This window comes from Catellatospora vulcania, assembly GCF_009720385.1.
In the GTDB taxonomy this organism is placed as follows: Bacteria; Actinomycetota; Actinomycetes; order Mycobacteriales; family Micromonosporaceae; genus Catellatospora; species Catellatospora vulcania.
Genome location: NZ_ML769304.1, coordinates 242,200 through 265,561, shown reverse-complemented (window position 1 = coordinate 265,561; position 23,362 = coordinate 242,200). Strand labels below are relative to the sequence as shown.

The 23,362-nt window shown below is 72.9% G+C and carries 22 protein-coding genes and 2 riboswitches; of the genes, 9 read left to right on the top strand and 13 right to left on the bottom strand.

Features of this window, described 5'->3' with window-relative positions; all coding sequences use genetic code 11:
• Positions 1-66: 66 nt before the first annotated feature.
• The gene (locus F6W97_RS11460; protein ID WP_155370229.1) at positions 67-741 is read right to left on the bottom strand and encodes a class I SAM-dependent methyltransferase; all 675 of its coding nucleotides are present in this window, start codon (positions 739-741) and stop codon (positions 67-69) included.
• Between the two features lie 94 nt (positions 742-835).
• Positions 836-2,203, bottom strand: a complete 1,368-nt coding sequence (gene pdxR, locus F6W97_RS11455) for a MocR-like pyridoxine biosynthesis transcription factor PdxR (RefSeq protein WP_230686588.1) — start codon at positions 2,201-2,203, stop codon at positions 836-838.
• A gap of 67 nt (positions 2,204-2,270) precedes the next feature.
• On the opposite strand from pdxR, the gene F6W97_RS11450 reads away from it, so the two are divergent.
• Positions 2,271-3,248 (top strand): DMT family transporter, encoded by a 978-nt coding sequence (locus tag F6W97_RS11450; protein ID WP_196279088.1) that lies wholly within the window; start codon positions 2,271-2,273, stop codon positions 3,246-3,248.
• Here the strand turns inward: F6W97_RS11450 and F6W97_RS11445 are convergent.
• From F6W97_RS11445 to F6W97_RS11430, 4 genes are all read right to left on the bottom strand, one after another.
• Positions 3,217-3,657, bottom strand: coding sequence for a VOC family protein (locus F6W97_RS11445; protein WP_155370227.1), 441 nt, complete (start codon positions 3,655-3,657; stop codon positions 3,217-3,219). The genes F6W97_RS11450 and F6W97_RS11445 overlap by 32 nt on opposite strands.
• Positions 3,658-3,712: 55 nt before the next feature.
• Positions 3,713-4,210 carry a cupredoxin domain-containing protein gene (locus tag F6W97_RS11440; RefSeq protein ID WP_155370226.1) on the bottom strand — a complete coding sequence of 166 codons (498 nt, stop codon included), beginning with the start codon at positions 4,208-4,210 and terminating at the stop codon, positions 3,713-3,715.
• Complete coding sequence (locus F6W97_RS40580; RefSeq protein ID WP_230686587.1) at positions 4,207-6,636, bottom strand: Dyp-type peroxidase; 2,430 nt, start codon at positions 6,634-6,636, stop codon at positions 4,207-4,209. Before F6W97_RS40580 ends, F6W97_RS11440 begins: the two co-directional genes overlap by 4 nt.
• Before the next feature lie 155 nt (positions 6,637-6,791).
• Positions 6,792-7,220 carry an HflX-like GTP-binding protein gene (locus F6W97_RS11430; protein WP_155370225.1) on the bottom strand — a complete coding sequence of 143 codons (429 nt, stop codon included), beginning with the start codon at positions 7,218-7,220 and terminating at the stop codon, positions 6,792-6,794.
• 269 nt (positions 7,221-7,489) lie between these two features.
• On the opposite strand from F6W97_RS11430, the gene F6W97_RS11425 reads away from it, so the two are divergent.
• Positions 7,490-7,834: a hypothetical protein gene (locus tag F6W97_RS11425; RefSeq protein WP_155370224.1), complete on the top strand. Its 345-nt coding sequence runs from the start codon at positions 7,490-7,492 to the stop codon at positions 7,832-7,834.
• 66 nt (positions 7,835-7,900) lie between these two features.
• A complete protein-coding gene (locus F6W97_RS11420; protein WP_155370223.1) occupies positions 7,901-8,515 on the top strand; it encodes a helix-turn-helix domain-containing protein in 615 nt (204 codons plus the stop codon).
• A 29-nt stretch (positions 8,516-8,544) separates the two neighbouring features.
• Here F6W97_RS11420 and F6W97_RS11415 read toward each other — a convergent pair whose 3' ends face one another.
• Entirely contained in the window at positions 8,545-10,140 is a 1,596-nt protein-coding gene (locus tag F6W97_RS11415; protein WP_196279087.1) for a GNAT family N-acetyltransferase, read from the bottom strand.
• Between the two features lie 181 nt (positions 10,141-10,321).
• Between F6W97_RS11415 and F6W97_RS11410 the strand changes: the two genes are divergently transcribed.
• Positions 10,322-11,797, top strand: a complete 1,476-nt coding sequence (locus F6W97_RS11410) for a fused MFS/spermidine synthase (RefSeq protein WP_196279099.1) — start codon at positions 10,322-10,324, stop codon at positions 11,795-11,797.
• Between the two features lie 15 nt (positions 11,798-11,812).
• Here F6W97_RS11410 and F6W97_RS11405 read toward each other — a convergent pair whose 3' ends face one another.
• The 6 genes from F6W97_RS11405 to F6W97_RS11380 all read right to left on the bottom strand — a co-directional run bounded on the left by F6W97_RS11405 (position 11,813) and on the right by F6W97_RS11380 (position 18,367).
• On the bottom strand, positions 11,813-12,739 hold the full coding sequence (locus F6W97_RS11405) for a cation diffusion facilitator family transporter (RefSeq protein WP_155370221.1): 927 nt from the start codon (positions 12,737-12,739) through the stop codon (positions 11,813-11,815).
• A gap of 9 nt (positions 12,740-12,748) precedes the next feature.
• Complete coding sequence (locus tag F6W97_RS11400; RefSeq protein ID WP_155370220.1) at positions 12,749-14,293, bottom strand: DUF4419 domain-containing protein; 1,545 nt, start codon at positions 14,291-14,293, stop codon at positions 12,749-12,751.
• A 35-nt stretch (positions 14,294-14,328) separates the two neighbouring features.
• Positions 14,329-15,201, bottom strand: coding sequence for a carbohydrate ABC transporter permease (locus tag F6W97_RS11395; protein ID WP_155370219.1), 873 nt, complete (start codon positions 15,199-15,201; stop codon positions 14,329-14,331).
• Positions 15,198-16,289: a carbohydrate ABC transporter permease gene (locus tag F6W97_RS11390; RefSeq protein ID WP_155370218.1), complete on the bottom strand. Its 1,092-nt coding sequence runs from the start codon at positions 16,287-16,289 to the stop codon at positions 15,198-15,200. Before F6W97_RS11390 ends, F6W97_RS11395 begins: the two co-directional genes overlap by 4 nt.
• On the bottom strand, positions 16,282-17,502 hold the full coding sequence (locus F6W97_RS11385; RefSeq protein ID WP_155370217.1) for a sugar ABC transporter substrate-binding protein: 1,221 nt from the start codon (positions 17,500-17,502) through the stop codon (positions 16,282-16,284). The genes F6W97_RS11390 and F6W97_RS11385 overlap by 8 nt, the downstream gene beginning before the upstream one ends.
• Before the next feature lie 157 nt (positions 17,503-17,659).
• Positions 17,660-18,367, bottom strand: a complete 708-nt coding sequence (locus tag F6W97_RS11380; RefSeq protein WP_155370216.1) for a winged helix-turn-helix transcriptional regulator — start codon at positions 18,365-18,367, stop codon at positions 17,660-17,662.
• 109 nt (positions 18,368-18,476) lie between these two features.
• Between F6W97_RS11380 and F6W97_RS11375 the strand changes: the two genes are divergently transcribed.
• The 5 genes from F6W97_RS11375 to glyA all read left to right on the top strand — a co-directional run bounded on the left by F6W97_RS11375 (position 18,477) and on the right by glyA (position 23,270).
• On the top strand, positions 18,477-19,301 hold the full coding sequence (locus F6W97_RS11375) for a class I SAM-dependent methyltransferase (protein WP_155370215.1): 825 nt from the start codon (positions 18,477-18,479) through the stop codon (positions 19,299-19,301).
• A 113-nt stretch (positions 19,302-19,414) separates the two neighbouring features.
• Positions 19,415-20,131, top strand: coding sequence for a spermidine synthase (locus tag F6W97_RS11370; protein ID WP_155370214.1), 717 nt, complete (start codon positions 19,415-19,417; stop codon positions 20,129-20,131).
• 72 nt (positions 20,132-20,203) lie between these two features.
• Positions 20,204-20,295, top strand: a riboswitch (glycine riboswitch).
• A 5-nt stretch (positions 20,296-20,300) separates the two neighbouring features.
• Positions 20,301-20,384: riboswitch (glycine riboswitch) on the top strand.
• Positions 20,385-20,440: 56 nt separating this feature from the next.
• Positions 20,441-21,622 (top strand): glycine cleavage system aminomethyltransferase GcvT, encoded by a 1,182-nt coding sequence (gene gcvT / locus F6W97_RS11365; protein WP_155370213.1) that lies wholly within the window; start codon positions 20,441-20,443, stop codon positions 21,620-21,622.
• Positions 21,619-22,002 carry a glycine cleavage system protein GcvH gene (gcvH, locus tag F6W97_RS11360; protein ID WP_155370212.1) on the top strand — a complete coding sequence of 128 codons (384 nt, stop codon included), beginning with the start codon at positions 21,619-21,621 and terminating at the stop codon, positions 22,000-22,002. The genes gcvT and gcvH overlap by 4 nt, the downstream gene beginning before the upstream one ends.
• Positions 21,999-23,270 (top strand): serine hydroxymethyltransferase, encoded by a 1,272-nt coding sequence (gene glyA / locus F6W97_RS11355; RefSeq protein ID WP_155370211.1) that lies wholly within the window; start codon positions 21,999-22,001, stop codon positions 23,268-23,270. The genes gcvH and glyA overlap by 4 nt, the downstream gene beginning before the upstream one ends.
• The last annotated feature ends 92 nt before the right edge of the window (positions 23,271-23,362 follow it).

The window sequence follows — 23,362 nt, the reverse complement described above, 5'->3', positions numbered from 1 at the left end:
GCCGATGCGCCTGCCCGCGTCGATCGTCGCTGATCCGCGGGGTGGTCGCCCCGCGGCTCAGCGAGCTCAGTACAGGCGTCCGGGCCGTGGCGCGGGCTCGGGCCGCCATTCCGACGGGCCGGTGCCGGGGGTACGCGCCATACGCAGCCACAGGAACGGCTGCAGCTCGCCCGACGGCGTGAAGTGGTGCTCGCGTTCGACCTGCACGACCTGGAAGCCGGGGAACTGCACGGCCAGGCTCTCCTGGTGGAAACGCGCCACCGGCAGGCCCGAGCAGGTCTCCGGACCGGCCTCGGAGAACGCGCCGATGACGATCTGGCCGCCGGGCGCGACGGCGGCGTCGAGCACGCGGCGGTAGCGGTCGCGGTCCGCCGGGTCGGTGAGGAAGTGGAACACGGCCCGGTCGTGCCACACGTCGTAGTGCCGCAGCGGGGCCCACGTGAGCAGGTCGCGGTTCATCCAGTGCGCGGCGCCGGCGCGCGCGCCGACCCGCTGTCGGGCGGCCTCGAGCGCGGACGCGGCGATGTCCAGCACGGTGACGTCGGTGTAGCCGCGTTCGAGCAGCACGTCGACGAGGGTGGAGGCGCCGGCTCCGACGTCGATGACGGAGCGGCCGGGGCCGGCTGACTCGACCAGCCGCACGGACACGGCGGGCTCGGCCTGGTACCAGCTGACCTGGTGCGCAGCGGTGCGGTGGTAGACGGACTGCCAGTGCTCGGCAGTTCCGGAGGGGCGTGACACACGATCAGATTGCCACCGCCGCGGGTTGAGACGATCACCGACCACCAGCTGATCATGCGCGCCGATGTGTTATGTGCGGCTACGTAAAGGGTCGTTACAGAAGGTCGGCCAGTGCCGCCACGGCGGCCGCCAGCTCGTCGGGGGACTGCGCGGCGTAGCCGAGCACCAGCCCCGGCGGGCCGGTCGTGCCCAGGCGCAGGTCGGACAGGGCCAGCGGGCCGAGCCCGGCGGCGCGGGCACGGGCGGCCAGGGCGTGGTCGTCGATCGCCGCCGGCAGCTCGGCGACCAGGTGCAGTCCCGCGGCGATGCCGGAGACCCGGGCCTGCGGCAGGTGCCGTCGCAGCGCGCCGACCAGGGCGTCGCGGCGGGTGCGCTGGGCGCGGCGGGCCCGCCGCAGGTGCCGGTCGTAGCCGCCGCTCGCGAGCAGTTCGGCGAAGGCCAGCTGCTCCAGGGCCGAGCCGCCCATGTCGGCGTCGCACTTGGCCTGGCGCACCGCGGCCAGCCAGCCCGGCGGCGGCGCGAGCCAGCCCCGCCGCAGACCCGGCGCGAGCGCCTTGCTGGCCGAGCCGACCAGCGCCACCACGTCCGGGGCTAGCCCCTGCAGGCAGCCGACCGGCTCGCGGTCGTAGCGGAACTCGGCGTCGTAGTCGTCCTCGATGACCAGGCCGCCGGTGCGCCGCGCCCAGGCGATCAACTCGGCGCGGCGGTCCGGGGCCAGCACCGCGCCGACCGGGAACTGGTGTGCGGGCGTCACGAACACCGCGTGCACCTCGCCCAGCGCGGAGACCACCAGCCCGCGGTCGTCGACGGGCACCGGCCGCAGGCGCAGCCCGTGCGCCAGCAGGTGGTCGCGGATGCCCGCGCTGCCCGGATCCTCCACGCCCACCTCGTGCATGCCTCGTGCCGCCAGGACCCGGCCGAGCAGGCTCAGCGCCTGGGCCGCGCCGGTGGTGACCACGACCGCGTCCGGGCTCACCCGCGCCGCGCGTACCCGGCCGAGGTAGCTCGCCAGCTCCGCGCGCAGCCGCGGCACGCCGGCCGGATCGGTGTAGTCCAGGTCGGTGTCCAGGGCCGTGGCCAGCGCCCGCTCGTACGCCCGCCGCCACGCCGCCCGCGGGAACATGCCCAGGTCCGGCACGCCGGGACGCAGCGGCGCGACGCCGGTCGGCGCGGGTGGGGACGACAGCGGACCGGGCACGGCGGCCTCGGCCGCGGCCGGCGCGACGACGGTGCCCGAGCCGCGCCTGCTCACCAGCCTGCCTTCGGCGCTGAGCTGCTCGTAGGCGCTCACCACGAGCCCGCGGGACACGCCGAGGTCGGCGGCGAGGTCCCGGCTGGACGGCAGCCGGGTGCCCGGCGCGATGCGCTGCTGGGCGATGGCGTCACGCAGTGCCCCGGTCAGCCGCTCGCCGACACCGGGGCGGGAGCGGTCCAGGTCGACCAGCGCTTCGCGTACCGCCAAGTGGTCCTCGATTCGGTGCGGCAAGTGGCTCTGTCGGGTGTACCAAAGCCACCATAGCGTCAGGGACGTGAACCGTGACAGCTACGCCGGAGCGGCCCTGTGCACCTTCGGCATGATCATCCTCGGCGGCTCGTTCAGCCTGAGCCGCCTGCTGCTCGACTACCCGGTGCTCACCGGCCAGACCGTGCGGTACACGCTCGCCGCCGCCCTGCTGGCCGCGCTGCTGCGGCTGTTCCCGCGGCTACGCGGCGTCGCCGTGCGCCCCGACCGCCGCGAGCTGCTGGTGCTGGCCGGGGTCGCCCTGTTCGGCCTGGTGCTGTTCAACGTGCTGCTGCTGACCGCGCTGGAGCACGCCGACCCGGCCGTCGTCGGCACCGTCGTCGGGGCCGCGCCGCTCGGGCTCGCCCTCACCGGCCCGCTGCTGCGCCGCGAGCGCCCCGCCGCCCGCCTCGTGGTGGCCGCGCTGATCGTCGTCGGCGGCACGGCGCTGGTGCACGGCACCGGCGCGACAGACACCGTCGGCACCCTCGCCGCCCTGGGCACCCTCGTCTGCGAGGTGATGTTCTCGCTGCTGGCCGCGATCGTGCTGCCGCGGCTCGGCGCGGTGCGGGTGTCGGCGTGGAGCTGCGGGCTCGCGGTGCCGATGCTGGCCGTCGCGGCGCTGGTCGCCGGGGAGGCGGGCCGGCTGCGGCCGCCCACCGCGACCGAGACGCTGACCCTGCTCTACCTGGCCGTGCTGATGACCGTCGTCGCGTTCCTGGCCTGGTTCACCGGGCTGGGCAGACTCGGCGTCGAACGAGCGGGCATGTTCACCGGCGTGGTGCCCGCCGCCACGCTCGTCGCCACCGCGCTGCAGGACCGGGCGATGCCGGACCTCAGCCAGGTGCTGGGCGTACTCGTCGTGGCCGGCGGCCTGGTCCTCGGCGCGACCACGGGACTGAAGGCCGGGCTGCGTGACATGGCGCGATCGGGTGGGACCGTCCCGCCGTTGCCCCCGGAGACGTCCAGGCCGCTCAGCTCAGCTGCTCGGCCAGCGCGAGGATGATCCCGCTCGGCCCGCGCAGATAGCAGAGCAGGTAGCTGTCCTCGTAGCGGGTCACCTCGCCGACGAGTTCGGCGCCGTGCGGGCGGAGGCGGGCCAGGGTGCCCTCGAGGTCGTCGACGGCGAACATGACGCGGTGCAGGCCCAGCGTGTTCGCCGGGGTGATCGCGGGCTCGGGGGTGATCGCCTTCGGGTGGTGGTACGTCACGAGTTCGAGCCGCCCCGGGGCGTTCGGGATCCGCATCATCGCGACCTCGCTCCGTGTTCCGGCGAGCCCGACGACGTCTCCCGCCCAGCTTCCTTCGATCGGCATCCTGCCTTCCGGCTCCATGCCGAGTTCGGTGAAGAAGGCGACGGCGGCGTCGAGGTCGTCGACGACGATGCCGACGTTGTCCATACGTTTGATCGTCATGTCCCCGACGATAGGGACCGGGTCCGACGCCGTCGGCCCGGCCGGCCGCCTCCGGTCACCGGATCTGGAGGGTGCCTCGCATGCCGGACGTGCCGTGATACAGGCAGGGCATCGGGTAGGCGCCCGGCTCGCTGATCTCGACGGTCACCGTGTCGCTCGCCGAGCCGTTGATGTTGCCGGTGCCCGCCCCGGCCGGGATGCGCAGCGCGATGTCGTGCGGGGTCAGCCCGACGTTGCGGAACGTCAGCTCGATCCGGCCCGGCCGAGCCGTCACCACCTGCGGCGTCAACCGCAGCTCGTCGTCCACGGTGATCTCGATGCGCTGTACGCCGTCCGCACCCAGGACCGCCGCGACGGCGGGCGGGGCGGTGACGGCCGCAGGGGGCGTGGCGGCCCCCTGCGCGTCAGGGCCGCCCTCCAGCCCCCACAGTGCGCACCCGGACAGCGCGAACGTCACCGCCAGCGCACCGGACGCCGTCAGCAGGCGGGGAATCGCCCGCAGCCGCGACGAGGCGGTCAGGCGCGGGCTTGTCTCACGGGGCGTGGATGTCATGCGGGGTCGTCTCCGAAAAGGTCCTGACCGAGGTGTCCACCGGGCGTGACGCCGTGCGGCATCGCGAACAGGGCGCTGGTCTCGTGCCTGATGAACCGGTTGAGGGCGTCCGCGGCGGCCAGGCGCTGCTGGACGGGGACGAAGCCGCGCCGCGGGTCGGCCTGCCAGGCCAGGAAGATCAGCCCGGCCGCGTCCCCGTCGGTGTACGAGTACCCGCGCCGCAGCATCGCCGCGCCGTTGTTGAACGCGGGCGTGGCCAGCCGGATGTGCGCGTCGGCAGGGATGGCCGGCGCCCCGTCGCCGGTGGTGGTGCCGAAGTTCGCCGGGGTGCGCTCCTGCCCGCCGCTGAGCGGCGCACCGGTGTCCTTGTGCCGGCCGATGACCCGCTCCTGCGCCTGCCGGGGCTGGGCGTCCCAGTCGTCGAGCAGCATCCGGATCCGGCGCACCACCAGCACCGACCCGCCACGCAGCCAGGCCGGGGCGGCCGGGTCGGTGACGTACACCTTCGAGGTGAAGTCCTCGTCGGCGGGCTGCGGGTTGTTGGTGCCGTCGAGCTGGCCCATCAGGTTGCGGCCGGTCGCGGCCTTGGGCGTGACACCGGGGCTGGTGTTGAACCCGTCCAGCTGCCAGCGCACCCGGGCCTGCGGGGCGGCCAGCCGGGTCAGCGCCCGCGCGGCGCGGAACGCGACGAGCGCGTCGTCGGCGTGCACCAGCAGGCAGAGATCGCCGTCGCTGCGCGCGGCGTCCAGCTGCTCGCCGGGGAACGCAGGCAGCGGCGTCAGCTCGGCGGGCCGGGCGGACGTCGGCAGGCCCGCCTTGCCGAACAGGCTCGGCCCGAACCCGACCGTGACCGTCAGCGACGACGGCCCCGAACCGCTCACCACGTCGTCGCCGGTGTCGCCGAGCGGCAGGCCCTGGCTGAGCTGCGCGGCGGCCTGGGTCCAGCGGCGCAGCAGGCCCTGCAGCCCCGCCCGGTCGACGCCGTCGGCGAGGTCGAACGCGACGATCCGCAGCTGGGCCTGCGGGCGGGCCGGGGTGCTGATGCCCGCCTGGCGCTCGCCGTGGAACGCGATCCGGGTCGCGCCGACGCCCGTCAGCGGCTCGGCCGGAGTACCGCCGGACGGTGCCGCCGGCTCGCCGGGGGTCCCTGCGGCGATGCCGGCCGCCCCGCCGAGGATCGCCCCGACCCCGCCGGCAGCCAGCGTGCCCGCGAAGCCTCGACGGCCCACGGTGGCGGCCCCGGCCTGCTCAGGGGCTGCCTCGTCGGTCGGCGGGGCCGCCGCTGCGCGAGCGGCGCGGGCACCCAGCACCACCGGCGGAGCATCATCCCGTACGGCGGGCGCGGCAGTTTCCGGGCTGTCGGTAGACACCGCCCGGTGGGACGCGGGCTTGAACCGCCGCCACAGCAGCGGTCCCGCCAGCAGCAGGCCCGCACCCAGGCCGACGACCAGGGCCACGCCCGCGCGGTTCAGGTCGGCGGGCAGCGCCGACGGGGCCGACGAGCGCCACCACACCGGCGCGTCGTCCAGCGCCATCATCGACGACAGCAGCCCGCCGACGCCCATCGCCACGAACCCGAGGAAGGTCGCCCGCCTGGCGATCAGCACCGCCGCCGCGAGGCCGAACGGCCAGATGAGCAGGCCGGTCATGCCGTCGCCGAAGAACGCGCTGATCCGTTCGGGCACGTTGCCGGTGGTGACCAGCGCGATCCCCGCCGCGTGCAGCACGTCCGCGGCGACCAGCGCGCCCAGCGCGGCGGCGATCAGCGCATGCGCCCGGCGGGTGAACACCGCCCCGACGACGAGCAGCGCGGACACGGCGGCGAGCAGGTACCACGGGGTGGGGGAGGGACCGGGGACCCAGTCCAGGGACCCGGTGGCGGACAGGACAGCGCCGTCGTGGTCGAGGTCGACGTGCCAGTCCGACACCCGGTGCGCGGCGGTCGGGGCTGCGGCCACCGCGGTGGGCAGGGTGCTGAGCATCCAGTGGATGCGGTGGTCATGCCAGCGGTGCACGGTCTCGTCGGAGATCTTGCGCCAGCGCGGCGGGGCGGCCGGGTCGGCGTCGGCGGGCACTGTCGTGCTCGCGAACCGGTCGGTGTTGAGATACGTGGCCGGCGAGCTGTCGTTGAGCCAGACGCCGTCAGGGCCGATCCGGGCGTACGGCTCGTCGCTGTAGCCGCGTACCACGACCTCGCGGCCGGTGGTGTTGCGCAGCTCCAGCCGGGAGCCGTTCTCGACCACGGCCAGGCTGACCCCGGGCACGGCGGGCGACAGCGCGGACAGCGTGGTGGCGAAGTTCGTCGCGCCGACCCCGCCGACCTCGTGCGCCCAGGCCGTGCCGGACGGCAGCAGCGCCGCCGCCAGCCCCGCGACCACCGCGAGCAGCCAGTGCGGCGCACGACGCGCCCTGACCGAGATGTCCACGATCCTCCCCAACCCGACACCGTCGCCGAACCGGGCCGGTGGCGCGCTGGACGCCGTCGGCCCTGGCGGCTCGGTCAGCGTTGGTCGGCGGTCGGCCGCGTCCGGTTCCCGGATGTGCCCGACCTCTCGGCATCGGCCACGGACGATGTGCGTTGCTACCGGTGGCGGCGACGGGGCTCGCGACCGCGGCCGGCACCGTGCGGAGACCGGCTCGGAGTGGGGAGGCCTCGCGCTGACCGGTCGAGGTCGGCCTGGGTGAGCACCGGGCGTTCCAGGCGATCCGCCAGCCATCGGCGCTGGTAATCGCTCAGGTCGTTGATGAAGACGACAGCGTCGATGTTCTTGCTCGCACAGGTCGCGGCGATCTCGGCCAGTTTTCCAGGGCGGATGAGGAAACGGCGCGACAGCGGCGCGGACATCAGCCGCACCCCGCCGTCGGAGACGCTTCTGCGCTGGACGAACCGGTCCAGCACCTGTCCGCCCAGCGCGATCACCCGTGCCTGCAGCGCGTCGAGGCGGCTTTGGTGATCGCGCTCCTTCGCGGAGAACAGCCCCACCAGGATCACGGAGCGGATGGCGGTCACCGGGACAGCATCCCAGGTCAGCGGGTGCACGCAAACCTGTATTCGATCACCGGCGGCAGCTGGTGCAGCCCGATGCCTGAGAGCGAGCAGCGCCGCGTTCACTCAGCAGCTGGTGAGTCCGCGGCACAAGAGTCAACCTCGAGATCCTGTACACGGGCGCAGTCTGCCAGGCACTGTGCCGGGCGGCCAGCCGACGGTGATCTTCACAGCCGCGGCCGAGGTGTGCGTGTACACCCGGGTCAGGGGAGCTTGACGTGCGGCGATCCTGCATGATGATCTTTGTGACCGAAGTTTCGACCGTTGCCTTCTACCGTCCGCGGGGCGGCTGGCGGGACCGTATGCGGGCGTACTGCCTCGTCGTGGACGGCTCCGTGATCGGCGAGATTCGCCGGGGCCAGGTGGTTCGCGTGCCGGTGCACCCCGGGCGACACCAGGTGCGGGCCACCATCGACTGGACGGGCAGCCCGCAGGTCACGGTTGACGTGCCTGCCGGCAGTGAGGCGAGGTTCCGGGTCGAGCCGGCCGGTAACGCGTTGATGGTGTGGCAGGTGCTGTCCTTGACCGGCTGGCTTCGCCTGACCTTCGAAGGAGTGGCTTCCGGGCCGGAGGCATGACGGGGTCGGGGTGTGGTCGCTGACTCGGCTGGCGCCGACAGAGCGGGTCCGACGTAGCATCCGACCGTGGACGTCGTCGGCCGTACGCTGGAGCCCGCGGTCTTGCAGGCCTTGAACTACTGGCCGCGGTACCGGGACATCGAGCGTCGGCAACAGGTCGATCTGACGGTCCTGCTGCCCTTCTTCGACGGTCTGCTGCTCGAACTGCCCTGGTGGAACCCGGTTTGGCGGGTCACCCACGTCGAACCTGCCGATCCGCACGAGTTTCCCAGTGAGCACGACCGGCAGCGCAACAGGTTCACCGAGGTCTCGGTACCTGGCACGGTCAGCCCCGGCGACGGCACGGCGACGGCGTTCGTCGGCCGGGTGCGCTTCGAAGGTGACCGCCTGCTGCGCTTCCAAGCCAAGATCGGCGACGTCGTACTCGGACCGGCGCTCGCCGAAGCGGGCAGAACGGAGCCGCACCCCTTCGGACCCCTGCTCCGCAGCTTGATGGACAACCGGGGCCTGTCCATCAAGGACCTGGCTCGCGCGACCGGACGCGCCATGTCCACCATCGCCGCGCTCCGAGGCGGAGGGCACAGCCCGCACCCGGTCATCGTCCGGGAAGTGGCCGATGCGCTGGACCTGCCTGCGGAGGACCTGGCCGCGATAGCCGGAGTCGACGGCGTCGAGAGCTGAGAACCAGGTCAGGCTGAGGAACCTGAATTTCAGGCGACCAGGCCGGTCGTGGCGCTCAGTGCCGCCACCAGGCCGCGCAGGGCGGGCCAGGTCCAGCGGCCCATGAGGCTGATCTGCAGCCAGTTACGGTCGCGCAGATAGCCGCTCTGGTACGCGAGCAGATATCCCGCCTGTTCCAGCCGCGCCCCGACCTCGGCGGCCGGGAGCGCGGCGGGCAGCGCGATCGTCACGATGCCCGGCGCTGACTCCTCCCGCGAGGCGACCACGGCCAGCCCGAGGCGGCGCAGCCGGGCGTCCAGCCACGTCGCGGCCCGCGCCAGGCGCGCGTACCGGTCCGGCCAGTCGGTGACGGCCAGCGCCGTGTCCAGCGCCGCGACCAGGTTCGAGGACTGGGTGTACGCGATTCCACCCGCCTCGGCGTAGCAACCCAGGTCGAGGTAGCGGGGGATCCGGCCGGACGGCCGGGGCAGCTCCCGCAGGAACACCATCGACAGCCCGGGGTACCCGCCGAGCGCCTTGCCACTGGTGCCCGTGGACAGGTAGGCCCCCGACAGATCCACCGGCAGCGTGCCCACCGAGCTGATCGCGTCCACGCACAGCCGCACCCCGGCGGCCGCGCACAGCGACGTCAGCCGGGGCAGGTCGATCAGCTGCCCGGTCGAGGTCTCGCAGTGCACGGTCCACAGCCAGCCGCCTGTGGGCAGGGCGGCCACGGCGTGCTCGATCGCGGGCCACGGCAGCGGCGCGCCCCACGGCCCGGCGAGCACCCGATGGTCGAGGCCCGACCGGGCGGCGTGGTCGGCGAGGCGCTCGCCGAACTCGCCGTAGGCCAGCACGACCCCGGGCCGGTCCAGCAGCCGCAGCTGGGCGGCGACGGCGTCGTTGGCGACGGTGCCCGAGCCGAGCAGCAACTGCGCGTGGCGCACCTGCACGAACGCGGCCAGGCGGCGGTGCAGCGCGTCCACGACCGCCTGCTGCTCGGGCGAGCGGTGGTAGGCGGGCGGGCGGCCGAACGCGGCGGCGACCTCGGGCGCGACCGAGACCGGTCCCGGCAGCAGATTCTCCGGCTGCCCCACGGGACCGGTCCCGGACAGCCCGGCCCAGGTCTGGCGGCGGCCGTCCTCGAGGGTCAGGTACATCGGCTGGAACTGCGCGCCGGGCTCGCCGGTGAGCGGGCCGAACGGCACGCAGCCCATGCGCCGGTACATCTCCAGCGCGCGGGTGGTGCCCGACAGCACCGCCAGGTCGCAGCCGCGCGCCGCGAAGTGTTCGCCGATCATCGCGAGCAGCCGGGGCAGGATCGTGCCGCGGCGGTAGCGCGGATCGACGGCGAGCAGCCGCACCTCTACCGGCCTGCGTCCGGCGGGCAGGTGCTCGTCCAGGCCGGTGAGCTTGCCGTCGAGGGAGAACGGCCGCGCGGTGCGCCCGCAGACCATGCCGACGACCTCGTCGCCGTCGAGGCAGACGGCGTAGGTGTTCTCCGCGTGGAAGCGGTCGACCAGCAGACCCTGCGGGTTGGCCGCGTGCTGGGGGATCTCTCCGGCGAAGGTGCGGTGGTTGAGCGCGTGGATGCCCCGCTCCTCCGCCGGCGAATCGGCGATTTTGTATGTCAGGGCGTCCGGCATCCGGGCAGGATACCGCCCGCGTCCCCGCCGCCGATGTGGACGGCGAACGCCCGCGACTCCGAGCCGTGTGCTCCATAGGCGACGCGGGGCGCTGGACGCACCGGGATGCCCGCGAGCAGCCCGTATCATCGCCACGGTGACGGATTCCGCAACATCGGCAAGGCTGCCCGACCGGCTCGCCATGGTCCTGGTCTTCTTCGCCAGTGGGGTCGTGCTGGTGCTGGAGACGGTGTCGATGCGCCTGGTCGCGCCCTACCTCGGCCTCAGCCTGCAGGTCACCAGCGCGGTCATCGGCATGTCGCTGGGCGCGATCGCCTACGGCGCCTGGCTCGGCGGCTGGCACGCCGACCGCCGCGACCCGCGCCGCGTGCTGGCCCCGCTGCTGGGGCTGTCGGCGCTGGCCGTGGCGGGCACCCTGCCGCTGGTCCGCTGGCTGGGCGAGGCGCTGCGCGGCACCTCGGTGTCCGTGGTCCTCGCGCTCACCGCGGTGACCGTCTTCGTGCCGATCATGCTGCTGTCCGCGGTGCCGCCGATGGTGGTCAAGCTCCAGCTCGGCGACCTGGAGCAGACCGGGCGCGTGGTCGGCCGCCTGTCCGGCATGGGCACCCTGGGCGCGGTGACGGCAACCCTGGTCACCGGGTTCGTCCTGGTGGCGGCGCTGCCCACCAGCGTCATCATGATCGCGGCGGCGGTGCTGCTCGCGCTGGCCGGGCTCGCGCTCGGGGCATACCTGCACCGCACCGGCGAGCGGTCGGCGAAGGCGTCCACGACGCACGGCCGGGTGGCCGCGGCGGCGCTGCTGGCGGCCGGCACCGGGTTGTCGGTGCTCGCGCCCGACCCGTGCGACGTCGAGACCGCGTACCACTGCGCCCAGGTCACCGCCGACCCGCTGCGGCCGAGCGGGCGTGTGCTGCACCTCAACGCCGCGGAGCACTCCTACGTGGACCTCGACGACCCGACCCGCCTGGAGTATGCCTACACCCAGTGGATCGGCGTGGTCGCCGACCTGGCCGCGCCGCGCGGGGCCGCGGTCGACGCGGTGCACCTCGGCGGGGGCGGGTTCACCGTGCCCCGCTACCTCGCCGCGACCCGGCCCGGCAGCCGCAGCACCGTGTTCGAGATCGACGGCGGTCTGGTCGACCTGGCCGAGCGCACCCTGGACCTGCGCCCCGGCCCCGACCTGCGGGCCGTGGTCGGCGACGCCCGGATGCTGCTCGCCGAGCTGCCCGACGCTTCGGCGGATCTGATCGTCGGCGACGCCTTCGGCGACCTGGCGGTGCCCTGGCACCTCACCACCCGCGAGATGATGGCCCAGGTCCGCCGGGTGGCCGGCGCGGACGGTGTGTACGCGCAGAACGTCATCGACGGCCCGCCGACCCGTTTCATCCGCGCCGAGGTCGCCACCGTCGCGGCGGTCTTCCCGCACGTTGCCCTGATCGCACCGCGCGGCGCGCTCGACGGCCGCGAGGGCGCGAACTTCGTCATCGTCGCGTCGGCCCGGACACTGCCGGTGCAGGCGATCGCGGCCCGGCTGCTGATGCTGCAGGAACCGGTCGCGGTGATCACCGGCACGGAGCTGGCCGCGTTCGCCGGCGACGCGGCCGTGCTCACCGACGACTTCGCGCCCGTCGACCAGATGCTGGTCCGCGTGTCCTGACGGCGAGGACGCGGCTCAGGCGTGGGTCTCGTGCTCGTGGCCGAGGTGGCCGGGCGGTTCGAGCTGGAACGTGGAGTGCTCGACGTCGAAGTGCCCGCTGATGCACAGCTGGAGCGCGTCGAGCAGCTGCGGCGCGTGGCCGTCCTGGAAGCAGCCGTCCTCGACCACGACGTGCGCGGTCAGCACCGGCAGGCCCGAGGTGACCGTGTAGACGTGCAGGTCGTGTACGCCGAGCACGTGGTCCAGGCCGGTGATGTGGGCGCGGATCTCGTTCACGTCGATGCCCGCCGGGACGGCCTGCAGCAGCACGTCGGCGGCGGCGCGCAGCAACTTCAGCGCCCGCGGCACGATGACCAGCCCGATCAGGATGGACACGATGGCGTCGGCCTGGGTGTACCCGGTCCAGGCGATGACCGCGGCGGCGACGATCACCCCGACGGAGGTCGCGGTGTCCGTGGCGACCTCCAGGAACGCGCCGCGCATGTTCAGGCTCGCGTCCCGGACCCGGTAGAGGATCGCGATCCCGATCGCGTTGCCGACCAGGCCGATCGCGGCGAACAGGGCCATCCCGCCGGGGTGCACGTCGGCGGGCACGAACAGCCGGCGTACGCCCTCGATGAGCACGTACACGCCCATGCCCGCCAGGACCAGGCCGTTGATCGCCGCGGCGAGCACCTCCGCACGGGCCCAGCCCCACGTGCGCCGCTCGGTCGGCGGCCGGGCCGCCAGCACCGCCGCGCCCAGCGCCAGCGCGACCCCGCCCGCGTCGGCCAGCACGTGCCCCGCGTCGGCGAGCAGCGCGAGGCTGCCGGTGACCACCGCGCCGACGACCTCGATCACGAAGATGACCAGCGAGATGGCCAGCACCGCGGCGAGCGCCCGCCGATGCCGCCCGGTCGCCGTGACCGCGTGGCTGTGCCCGTGGCCGTGTCCCGAGCCCATGCTCACACGCTAACCGTCCGCGCTGATCAATCCGCTGAGCCGGCCGACTTCCAGATGGGCGATGTCGCCGCCGGAGTCCATCGCGGCCTCCAGCAGCATCGCCAGCGAGGTCCCGTAGAGCGGGACGTCGGCAGGTGCGTCGAGCAGGTCTCCCTGCTTCATGTGGCCGTTGTCCCCCTGCCCGGCGCGCTTCTCCACGTGGCAGGCCACCCAGTGCATGGTGAAGTCGCGGATGACCGCGGCGAGGCCACGCCCGTCGGCCAGTTCACCGATCTTGACAAGTTGGCCGGCGGGCGCGCCCCACACCTCGATGTGTTCGGTCGGCGGGAGCAGACGCAGTGCGCCGCCGCACAGCGAGGCCGAACCCACCCGGCTGTATAGCGCGACCAGCTCCTCGCTGGCATCGTCGAACCTGACCTGAACGGGAGGGCTTGTGTCGTGGTCGCGGACGATACGGTCGATCACGTCGTCGATCTGGATCGTCGCGGTCATCAGGTGCCAGCCCGCGACCGGTCGCAGCGCGCCGTCGTCGTCCTGGGCGATGCCGACGAGCCCGGCGTGCAGGGCAACCGCCCGGTTCTCCCCGGTGACCTGGTCGTTGACGTTGACGATCGACTTGCTGAGCGTGGCGGGCACCGTGTTGGTGCCAATGCCGGGCCCGTCGTAGGACCAGGCGTCGGGGTCCTTCACGGCTCGCCCACGCGGCTCGTCGATCGGCAGCTCCAGCATCCGGTTCGGCACGTCGACCTGCCCGGCGATCTCCAGGTACGGGTAGAACCGTGTCGCCCAGCCGGTGACGACCTCCTGGCCGTAGGTGTCGACAGGGTTGTAAATGCGCTGCCAGAACTCCGTGTCGACGTCGCCCGACGCGGCTCGTACGAACTGGTCGAGTATCGGCCGCAGCGAGCGGCACCAGCTCTCCAGCCCGAACTCGGCGATCGTGTCGACCCGAGCCCGGATCCGCCGCCAGTCGTCGACGGTGCCGGTCAGCGGGATCGACGGGATGCCGCAGACGCAGATCATCCAGTACGCGAAGTACGGCGAGTAGGCGTCGAGCATGATGACCCGGCCCACCATTCGTTCCACATCGGTGCTGGTGGAGAAGTCGCACTCGAACAGGTCCGCGCCGGTGATCTCGGCGTCGAGCTGCTTGGCGAGCTGGTCCACGATGCCGCGCCAGGACTGCGCGTCGGTCGGCATCGCGCCGCCGGTGAACACCGACAGGGTCTTCTTGCCGGTGTGACCGACCAGCAGTGGCCGCAGCTCCTCGGCGTGCAGGCGGATGTGCTGGGCCAAGCCCTGAGCGATGGTGATCCATACCGTGTCGGGGGACAGCACGAGCGGCCGGTGGTCCGCGAACGCCCGGCCGATCGCGCCGAGCAGCGGATGCACGCCGTTGGGCAGCAACAATTGCACGCCCTCGTCGCTGCTGCCCAGGACGTGCAGCTCCGGGTCGCCGCCGACTGCCAGCGCGTCGGGATACAGCTCACCGAGCGGACGGGTGGGCAGCGGCCCGGCTGCGGGAGTGACGTCGTCGACGGGGAAGGTGACCATGGCGAGGACTCTAGCGCCGGGTTCGCGGTCGCCGGTCACTCCTTGCTGGCGCCCTCGGCGGCACCGCGGACGAAGTAGCGCTGGAAGATCACGAAGATGATCGCGACCGGGATGGTGGCCAGCAGCGCCGCGCCGAGCTTCAGCGGGTACTGGGTGCCCGCGCCGAGCGAGCCGCTGACCAGGTTCGCGATGCCGCGGGGCAGGGTGAACAGCTGCGGGCTCTGGACCGCGACCACGGTGTGCGGGAACTCGTTCCAGGACGCCTGGAACGACAGGATGGTCAGCGTGATCAGGGCGGGCCGGGCCATCGGCAGGATGATCGACCAGTAGGTCCGGAACACGCCCGCCCCGTCCATGCGGGCGGCCTCTTCCAGGCTCGGCGGCACCGACAGGAAGAACTGCCGCATGATGAACACCCCGGCGGCGTCGACCAGCAGCGGCAGCACGAGCGCGGAGTAGGTGTTGTAGATGCCGAGCTGGTTGAGCACCAGGAACTTCGGGATCAGCAGCACCACGCCCGGCACCGCCATCACCGCCACGATCATCGCGGTGACCGCGCCGCGGCCCCGGAAGCTCAACCGGGCCAGGGCGTATCCGGCCAGCGAGTCAAGGAATACACGGCCGACCGTGATGAGTACGGTGACCAGTATCGAGTTGCCGATCCACAGGGGGAACGCGGTGCTGTCGAAGATCTTGGCGAACGCCGCGGTGGTGAACGGGTCGGGCACGGGCGACAACGGGTGGGCTGCGGCGTCGGCCTCGGTCTTGAACGCGTTCGCGGTCTGGATGACGAACGGATACAGGAACATCAGCGCGAAGAAGACCAGCACCGCGTACCCGAGGAAGACGCCCACGACCGTGCGGAACCCGCCCCGGCGCGCGGGCCGCCCGGCAGCGTCGCGGGTCATGACGCCCTCCGGCGTGGCGGCCACCAACGGCGGCGTGGCCTGACCTCGTCGCGGTCGCGCATGATCCAGCGCTGGAGCAGCGTCATCGTTACGATGATCAGGAACAGGACGAACGAGATCGCCGCGCCGGTGCCGTACTCGAAGTCGCGGAACGCGGTGCGGTAGGACAGGTAGGCGGGGGTGAGGGTGGTGTTGGCGGGCTTGCCCTGGCTCATCACGTAGATCTGGTCGAAGACCTGCCAGGTGCCGATCAAGCCGAGGGTGATAACCAGGAACAGGGCGGGTTTGAGCATCGGCAGGGTGACGTGGCGCAGCCGCTGCCAGGCGTTGGCGCCGTCGATCAGGCTCGCCTCCTCGACCTGCACGGGTACGTCCTGCAGCGCGGCCAGGAAGATCAGCATGAAGGTGCCGCTGGTGGTCCAGACGACCAGCATGATGATGGTGGACATGGCGACGCTGGGCCCGGCCAGCCACTCCCACCAGGACAGCCCGAACGGCCCGCCGCCGGTGAGCGCGGCCGGCGGGTTCGCGAGGTCGACCAGCCCGAGCCCGTCGAGCACGAGGTGCAGCAGCCCGCGCGGGTCGGCGAACCAGGCCGGGCCGCTGATGCCGACCATGGCCAGCAGCGCGTTGACCGCCCCGGAGTTGGCGAACAGGAACAGGAACACCACGCTGATCGCCACCGAGCTGGTGACCGACGGGAAGTAGAACGCGGTGCGGAAGAACGACGTGCCCTTCAGGAAACGCTGGTTGACGACCAGGGCCAGGGCCAGGGCCAGCACGGTCTGCGCGGGCACCGCGACGGCCACGTAGTACAGGTTGTTCCGGATACTGATCATGAAGTTCTCGCGGGTGAGACCCTCGTCGAGGAACAGGCTGGTGTAGTTCTGCGCGCCGACGAACGGCACCCCGGGGGCGAACGGGCTGCCCTGGCCGTTCCAGCCGCTCACGCTGACCCACAGCGCCATGCCGATCGGCAGCACCAGGAACAGGCCCAGGATCAGCACCGCCGGTGCGACGAACAGCCAGCCGGCGACGGCCTCGTTGCCCCGGATGCCGCTGCGGCCCCGTCTCGTCCGGTCAGTCACGCAGAGCCGCCGTCATGTTCTTCTGCAGCCGCCGCAGGATCGCCTGCGGGTCGCGCACGGCCAGCCCGGACAGCTGGGTGTCGAAGTCGGACATGACGGTCTCCATCCCCGGCGCGTTGACCGGACCCTGGGCGTATGCCGCCCCGTCGAGGAAGGCCCGGTCGGCCGGATAGGCCTGCAGGTAGCGGTCCCGGGCGGTGGTGACCGACGGCATCACGCCGTACGCGGAGGCGAAGGCGAGCTGCTGGTCCACGGCCGTCATCGCAGTGACGAAGTCGATCGCCTGCTGCTGGTACGGGCTCCGGGCGGAGATGCCCCAGCACGTCGTGAACGACAGCGTGCCCTTGCCGGCAGGCCCGGCGGGCAGCTCGTGCACGGTGTACCGGACGTCCGGGTAGTCCCCGGCCAGCGCGCCCCGGATCCAGTTGCCCTCGATCGTCATCGCGGCCAGACCCCGGCCGAACGCCTCCCCGGCCCAGCCCGTGTCGACGTCGCCGGGGTAGCGGGCCAGCCCGGCGCGCAACAGTTCCTGCAGGTAACGCAGCGCGGCGGCGTTCTGCGGGCTGTCGGCCGTGGCCTGCCGCCCGTTCGGGCTGATCAGCCAGCCGCCGGCCTGCACCAGCAGTGCGCCGATCCGCTCGACGGTGTCCCCGAGCACCAGCGGTGTGATGCCGCGGGCGGCGATCCGCCCGGCGACGGCGGTCAGCTGCGCCCAGTCGCGGGGCACGTCGGCGGCGGTGAGCCCGGCCTGTGCCCACAGATCCTCGTTGATCTGCAGGGCCAGGGTGGCGAAGTCCTTGGGTGCGCAGTAGAACCGGCCCTGATAGGTGAACGCCTGCCGGAGCGTGCCGTAGAACGTGTCCGCTGCCGGGAGCCGGTCGGCGTATGGTTCGAGCGCGCCGACGCTGGCGAAGTCGGCGAAGCGGGCCGCGTCGACGTAGAACACGTCGGGCGGCGACGAGCCCGCGAAGGCCTGCCCGAGCTGCTGGTCCAGGTCCTGGGCGGGGATGACGGTCACCGAGTTGCCGCTGGCCTTCGCCCACGCCGCTGCGGCGTCGGTGACGGCCTTGGTCTCCGCCGCGCCGGAGGAGCCGATGAGCACCTGAAGCGCGGCCGGGCCGGTGCGCTGGGGGACCGGGCCGGGCGTGTCACCGCACGCGGCCAGCGCGAGCAGGCACGCTGCGGCGAAGGCGCGCAGCCCCGCTCGTCCCATGACCGAACCACCCTTTTGCCCGATGTGCCGGACTTAAGGTTAGTGTGTGATCATGGTTGGCCGTGTTCACCGGCGACCGGCGTGTGCCGCGCCGCCCTCACAGCGCGCCCGGAGCAGCTCTGACCAGTGCATATGTCAGGTCATCGCGCCAGCGGGGTCAGGCTCGTCCGCCCGCGGAGACCGGAACCGGTTCCGGGCGCGGCACGGTCGCGAAGAAGTTCGCCCGGAACCACGACGGGACCGCGCGACGCAGATCCTGCGGGCCCTGGATGTCCACGTCCCCGCGGCGCAGCCCGTCGGCCCAGGACAGCTCGCCGAGCCAGACCCGGGTCAGCCCGCGCAGGCTCGCGGTCACCGTCACCGCCACCTCGTGTCCCGGGTCGAAGTCGCAGACGTCGGCCTCGCCGGGCGTGATCACCAGCCACCAGTCGCGCAGGGGCCGCGCGACGTCGTGGAACGCGAACTGCAGGACCGTCCGCCCGTCCGGCACGGCCGCGTGGTCGACGTGGCGGTGCATGTCCCACAGCAGCAGCTTCGGGTCGAGGTCCTGCTCACCGAGTTCGCCGATCCAGCGCACGCCCCACGCACCCAGTGCCACCACGATCGGCTCCAGCTCCCGCCCGGCCGGGGTCAACAGGTACTGCACCTCGGTGTCGGACGGCCGCCGCTCGACCACGCCCGCCGCCACCAGCTGCTGCAGCCGCTTGGACAGCAGGGTCGGCGACATCCGGGGCAGGCCCCGGCGCAGCTCGTTGAAGTGTCGGCTACCCGCCACGAGCTCCCGGACGAGCAGCATCGTCCAGCGCTCGTCGAGCAGCTCCATGGCCTTGGCCACCGGACAGAACTGACGGTAAGAGGCTCCCATACCGGCGACCGTAGGGCTTGGACACCGGTCCGGTACAGATCCTGTACTGGTCGGACATCGGTCACCTTACCTAGCGTGAAGTCACCACTGATGAACAGGAGTTCCACAAATGACCGCACCGACCGATGCCGATCGCGCGCTCAAGACCAAGCACCGCGCGATGTGGGCGCTGGGCGACTACCCGGCGGTCGCCGCCGAGGTCATCCCCGAGCTGGGCGCCGTCCTGGCGCAGGCGAGCGGGGCCGGACCCGGCCAACGCGTGCTTGACGTCGGGGCCGGGTCCGGCAACGCGGCCATCCCCGCGGCGCTGGCGGGGGCCGACGTCGTCGCCAGCGACCTGACGCCGGAGCTGTTCGACGCCGGACGCAAGGTCGCCGAGCAGCGCGGCGCGAAGCTGAGCTGGGAGCAGGCCGACGCGGAGGCGCTGCCGTACGCGGACGGCGAGTTCGACGTCGTCATGTCCTGCGTCGGCGTCATGTTCGCCCCGCACCACCAGCCCGCCGCCGACGAGCTGGTCCGGGTATGCCGCCCCGGCGGGACCATCGCGCTGGCCAACTGGACCCCGCAGGGCTTCATCGGCCAGATGTTCGCGGTCCTGAAGCCGTACGCCGCGCCGCCGCCGCCCGGGGCGCAGCCCGCCCCGCTGTGGGGCAGCGAGGAGCACGTGGCAGCGCTGTTCGGCGACCGGGTCACCGACGTCTCCGCGCAGCGCCGCACGGTCCGGGTGGACCGGTTCGGCAGCGCCGAGGAGTTCCGCGACTTCTTCAAGGCCGCCTACGGCCCCACCATCGCGGTCTACCGCAACATCGCCGACCAGCCCGACAAGGTCGCCGCCCTCGACGAGGAGCTGGCCGAACTCGGCCGCCGCAACGACCTCGGCTGGGGCGCGATGGACTGGGAGTACCTGCTCTACACCGCCCGCCGCGCGGCGTGACCGAGCCCGGGGCGCGCCCGCACGGGTGCGCCCCGGCCGTCGACTAGCCTGGGCTGATCGCCGACGAGCCGCGCCCGAGCAGGACGGCAGCGGCCGACGGAGGCGGAGACGGCATGGGTGCACGGCTGCAGGAACTCGGCTGGCGGCAGACGCCGATGGGCGTCATCAGCCTGCGCCGCCGCTGGGACCCGATGTTCCGGACCGACGTGTACGAGGTGAAACTCGACGACGACTTCCTCATGTCGAGCCTGTTCACCGTCGCCGAGGAGGCCGTCGCCGACCTGGCGCTCGCCGAACTCGACGGCACCGGATTCGACGTGGTGGTCGGCGGGCTCGGCCTCGGCTACACCGCGCTGACGGTGCTGAAGGACGAGCGGGTCGCCTCACTGCTGGTCATCGACGCGCTGTCCGACGTCATCGCCTGGCACGAGCAGGGCCTGATCCCCGCGGGCACGACCCTGTCCGCCGACCCGCGCTGCCGCCTGGCCGAGGGGGACTTCTTCGCCCGCTGCGCCTCGCCCGGCGGCCTCGACCCGCACCGTCCCGGCCGGCGCTTCCACGCGATCGTCGTCGACATCGACCACTCGCCGAGCCACCTGCTGCACCCGAGCCACGCCGGCTTCTACGAGCCCGCGGGCCTGCGCCGGCTGGCCGAGCACCTGCACCCCGGCGGCGTGTTCACGCTGTGGTCCAACGACCCGCCCGAGGCGGATTTCACCGAACGCCTGTCCGGGGTCTTCCGCGACGTGCGGGCCGAGGTCGTCAGCTTTCCCAACCCGCTGCAGGACCGCGAGTCCACCAACACCGTGTACGTGGCCAAACGCCGCTGACCCGCGGGGGCGGTGTTGACGGCGTCCGGGGCGGCGCTTACGGTACGGCGGACAACTTAATACCTCGCCGACAGAACCACGGCGGGAGAGGCCCGGTGCGACCGGGCCGCCGAAGGAGCAACTTCTCCCCGGAATCTCTCAGGCCCACGTACCGCCGTGGCGAGGCGAACTCTGGAAAGTCAGGATGCAACAGTCCTGCGCCCACGGTGCAAGCCGCGATCCGCGGTGAAGCTCTCAGGCAGCGATGACAGAGGGGGAGGCCATCCGCCACCGGTGCCGCCTTGCGGCACCCGGACGAGGGAGCCTCCCGTGAGCGCCGTCGCGCCACCGACCGCTGCCCACCCCTGTCCCGAACGGGACACGGCCGGGCACGACCAACCTTCCCCCAGACGCACCCCGCTGCACGACGTGCACCGCGGGCTCGGAGCCGTGCTCACCGAGTTCGCCGGTTGGACGATGCCGCTGCGCTACGGCAGCGAGACCGCCGAGCACCATGCCGTACGCCGCAGCGCCGGGCTGTTCGACCTGACCCACATGGGCGAGATCGAGGTGACCGGCCCCGACGCCGCGGCCGCGCTCGACCACGCGCTGACCGGCCGGCTGTCCGCGGTCGCCGTCGGGCGGGCCCGCTACACGATGCTCTGCGCCCCGGACGGCGGGGTGCTCGACGACCTGGTCGTCTACCGCCTGGAGGCGGAGCGCTACCTGGTCGTCGCCAACGCCGCCAACGTCGCGGTGGTGTTCGCCGCGCTGACCGAGCGCGCCGCCGGGTTCGACGCGCTGGTCCGGGACGTGTCGCAGGACTGGGCGCTGATCGCCGTGCAGGGGCCGCGCTCGGCCGACATCCTGCGCGAGGTCACCGCGTCCGACGTGGACGCGCTGCGCTACTACGCGATCGACCCGGCAGTGCTGGCCGGGCTGCCGGTGCTGCTGGCCCGGACCGGCTACACCGGCGAGGACGGCTTCGAGATCTACTGCGCACCCGCCGACGCCCCTGCGGTCTGGGCCGCGGTGAGTGCGGCAGGCGCCGGGCACGGCCTCGTCCCGGCGGGGCTGGCCTGCCGGGACACGCTGCGGCTGGAGGCGGGCATGCCGCTGTACGGCCAGGAGCTGACCGCCGGGCGCACCCCGTTCGAGGCCGGGCTGGGCCGCGTCGCCGTGCTCGACAAGCCCGCCTTCGTCGGCCGCGACGCGCTGCTCGGCCGCCGCGAGTCCGGCCCGGCCGAGCTGCTGGTGGGCCTGCTGCCCGCCGGGCGGCGCGCGCCGCGGCACGGATACGACGTGCTCGACCCGGACAGCGGCGTCCGGCTCGGCACGGTGACCAGCGGTGCGCCCTCGCCCACCCTGGGCCGCCCGATCGCGATGGCGTACGTGCCCGCCGACCGCGCCGCGGCCGGCACGGTGCTCGCCGTCGACATCCGCGGCAGCCGCGACACGGTCACCGTCGTCGAGCTGCCCTTCTACCGCCGCCAGGCCGGAGGCCACGCATGAGCACCGTTCCCGAGAACCTGCGCTACACCCGCGACCACGAGTGGCTGTCCGACGAGGATGTGCCCGCCGTCGGCATCACCGCGTTCGCGGGCGAGGCGCTGGGCGACATCGTGTACCTGGAGCTGCCTGGAGTCGGCACGACCCTCACGGCAGGGGAGGCGTGCGGGGAGGTCGAGTCCACGAAGTCGGTCAGCGAGCTCTACGCCCCCGCCGACGGCGAGATCGTCGAGGTCAACCCGGCCGTCACCGACGACCCGTCGCTGGTCAACTCCGACCCGTACGGGCAGGGCTGGCTGTTCCGGCTGCGCCTGACCAGTACCCCGGAGCTGCTCGACGCGGCGGAGTACGCCGCGCTCATCGGGGCGGAGGCGAGCCGGTGACCACGCTGGACACACCGCTGGCCGAGTTCGACCCCGAGGTGCATGCGGCGCTGCGCGCCGAGCTGGGCCGCCAGCGCGACACCCTGGAGATGATCGCGAGCGAGAACTTCGCGCCGCTGGCCGTGCTGCAGGCGCAGGGCTCGGTGCTGACCAACAAGTACGCCGAGGGTTACCCGGGGCGGCGCTACTACGGCGGGTGCCAGCACGTCGACGTGGTGGAGCAGCTCGCGATCGACCGGGTGAAGGCGCTGTTCGGCGCGGGGTACGCCAACGTGCAGCCGCACTCGGGCGCGCAGGCCAACGCGGCGGCGATGATGGCGCTGATCGAGCCCGGCGACACGATCCTCGGCCTGGACCTGGCGCACGGCGGCCACCTCACCCACGGCATGCGGATCAACTTCTCCGGGCGGCTGTACCAGGCGGTGGCCTACCACGTGTCCGCCGACGACGGCCGGGTCGACCTCGCCGAGGTGGAGCGGCTGGCCCTGGCACACCGGCCCGCGCTGATCATCGCGGGCTGGTCGGCGTACCCCCGGCAGCTGGACTTCGCCGCCTTCCGCAAGATCGCCGATCTGGTCGGCGCGCGGCTGATGGTGGACATGGCGCACTTCGCGGGGCTGGTCGCCGCGGGCCTGCACCCGAACCCGGTGCCGCACGCCGACGTGGTCACCACCACGACGCACAAGACCCTGGGCGGGCCGCGCGGGGGAGTGATCCTCACCGACCACGAGGACGTCGCCAAGAAGGTGAACAGCGCGGTGTTCCCGGGTCAGCAGGGCGGCCCGCTGGAGCACGTCATCGCCGCGAAGGCGGTCGGCTTCAAGATGGCCGCGACGCCGGAGTTCGCGCAGCGGCAGCGGCGGACCCTCGACGGCGCGCGCCTGCTCGCCGAGCGGCTGTCCGCGCCCGACGTCGCCGCGGCCGGGGTGTCCGTGCTGACCGGCGGCACGGACGTGCACCTGGTCCTGGTGGACCTGCGGGCGTCCGAGCTGGACGGGCGACAGGCCGAGGACCGGCTGCACGGCATCGGCATCACCGTCAACCGCAACGCCGTGCCGGGCGACCCTCGCCCGCCGATGGTCACCTCGGGGCTGCGGGTCGGCACGGCCGCGCTGGCCGCGCGCGGGTTCGCCGAGGCGGACTTCACGGAGGTCGCCGACATCGTCGCGCAGGCGCTGCTGCCGTCCTTCGACGACGACGCTGCCGCCGCCCTGCGGGCCAGGGTCGCCGCGCTGACGGCTGCGCACCCACTGTATCCGGCGCTGTGAGAGGCCGCGCCCTGTCCCTGCGCCGCCACCATCCGGGAGGCGCGGGGACAGGGCGCTCATGCTTTCAAGACGATCTATGTAGAAGTCTTTCG

Coding starts and splice junctions, on each gene's coding strand:
- F6W97_RS11445 (WP_155370227.1), bottom strand. CDS start 3,657: ATGACGATCAAACGTATGGACAACGTCGGCATCGTCGTCGACGACCTC.
- F6W97_RS11440 (WP_155370226.1), bottom strand. CDS start 4,210: ATGACATCCACGCCCCGTGAGACAAGCCCGCGCCTGACCGCCTCGTCG.
- F6W97_RS11425 (WP_155370224.1), top strand. CDS start 7,490: ATGATGATCTTTGTGACCGAAGTTTCGACCGTTGCCTTCTACCGTCCG.
- F6W97_RS11415 (WP_196279087.1), bottom strand. CDS start 10,140: ATGCCGGACGCCCTGACATACAAAATCGCCGATTCGCCGGCGGAGGAG.
- F6W97_RS11410 (WP_196279099.1), top strand. CDS start 10,322: ATGGTCCTGGTCTTCTTCGCCAGTGGGGTCGTGCTGGTGCTGGAGACG.
- F6W97_RS11405 (WP_155370221.1), bottom strand. CDS start 12,739: ATGGGCTCGGGACACGGCCACGGGCACAGCCACGCGGTCACGGCGACC.
- F6W97_RS11400 (WP_155370220.1), bottom strand. CDS start 14,293: ATGGTCACCTTCCCCGTCGACGACGTCACTCCCGCAGCCGGGCCGCTG.
- F6W97_RS11395 (WP_155370219.1), bottom strand. CDS start 15,201: ATGACCCGCGACGCTGCCGGGCGGCCCGCGCGCCGGGGCGGGTTCCGC.
- F6W97_RS11385 (WP_155370217.1), bottom strand. CDS start 17,502: ATGGGACGAGCGGGGCTGCGCGCCTTCGCCGCAGCGTGCCTGCTCGCG.
- F6W97_RS11380 (WP_155370216.1), bottom strand. CDS start 18,367: ATGGGAGCCTCTTACCGTCAGTTCTGTCCGGTGGCCAAGGCCATGGAG.
- F6W97_RS11375 (WP_155370215.1), top strand. CDS start 18,477: ATGACCGCACCGACCGATGCCGATCGCGCGCTCAAGACCAAGCACCGC.
- F6W97_RS11370 (WP_155370214.1), top strand. CDS start 19,415: ATGGGTGCACGGCTGCAGGAACTCGGCTGGCGGCAGACGCCGATGGGC.
- gcvH (WP_155370212.1), top strand. CDS start 21,619: ATGAGCACCGTTCCCGAGAACCTGCGCTACACCCGCGACCACGAGTGG.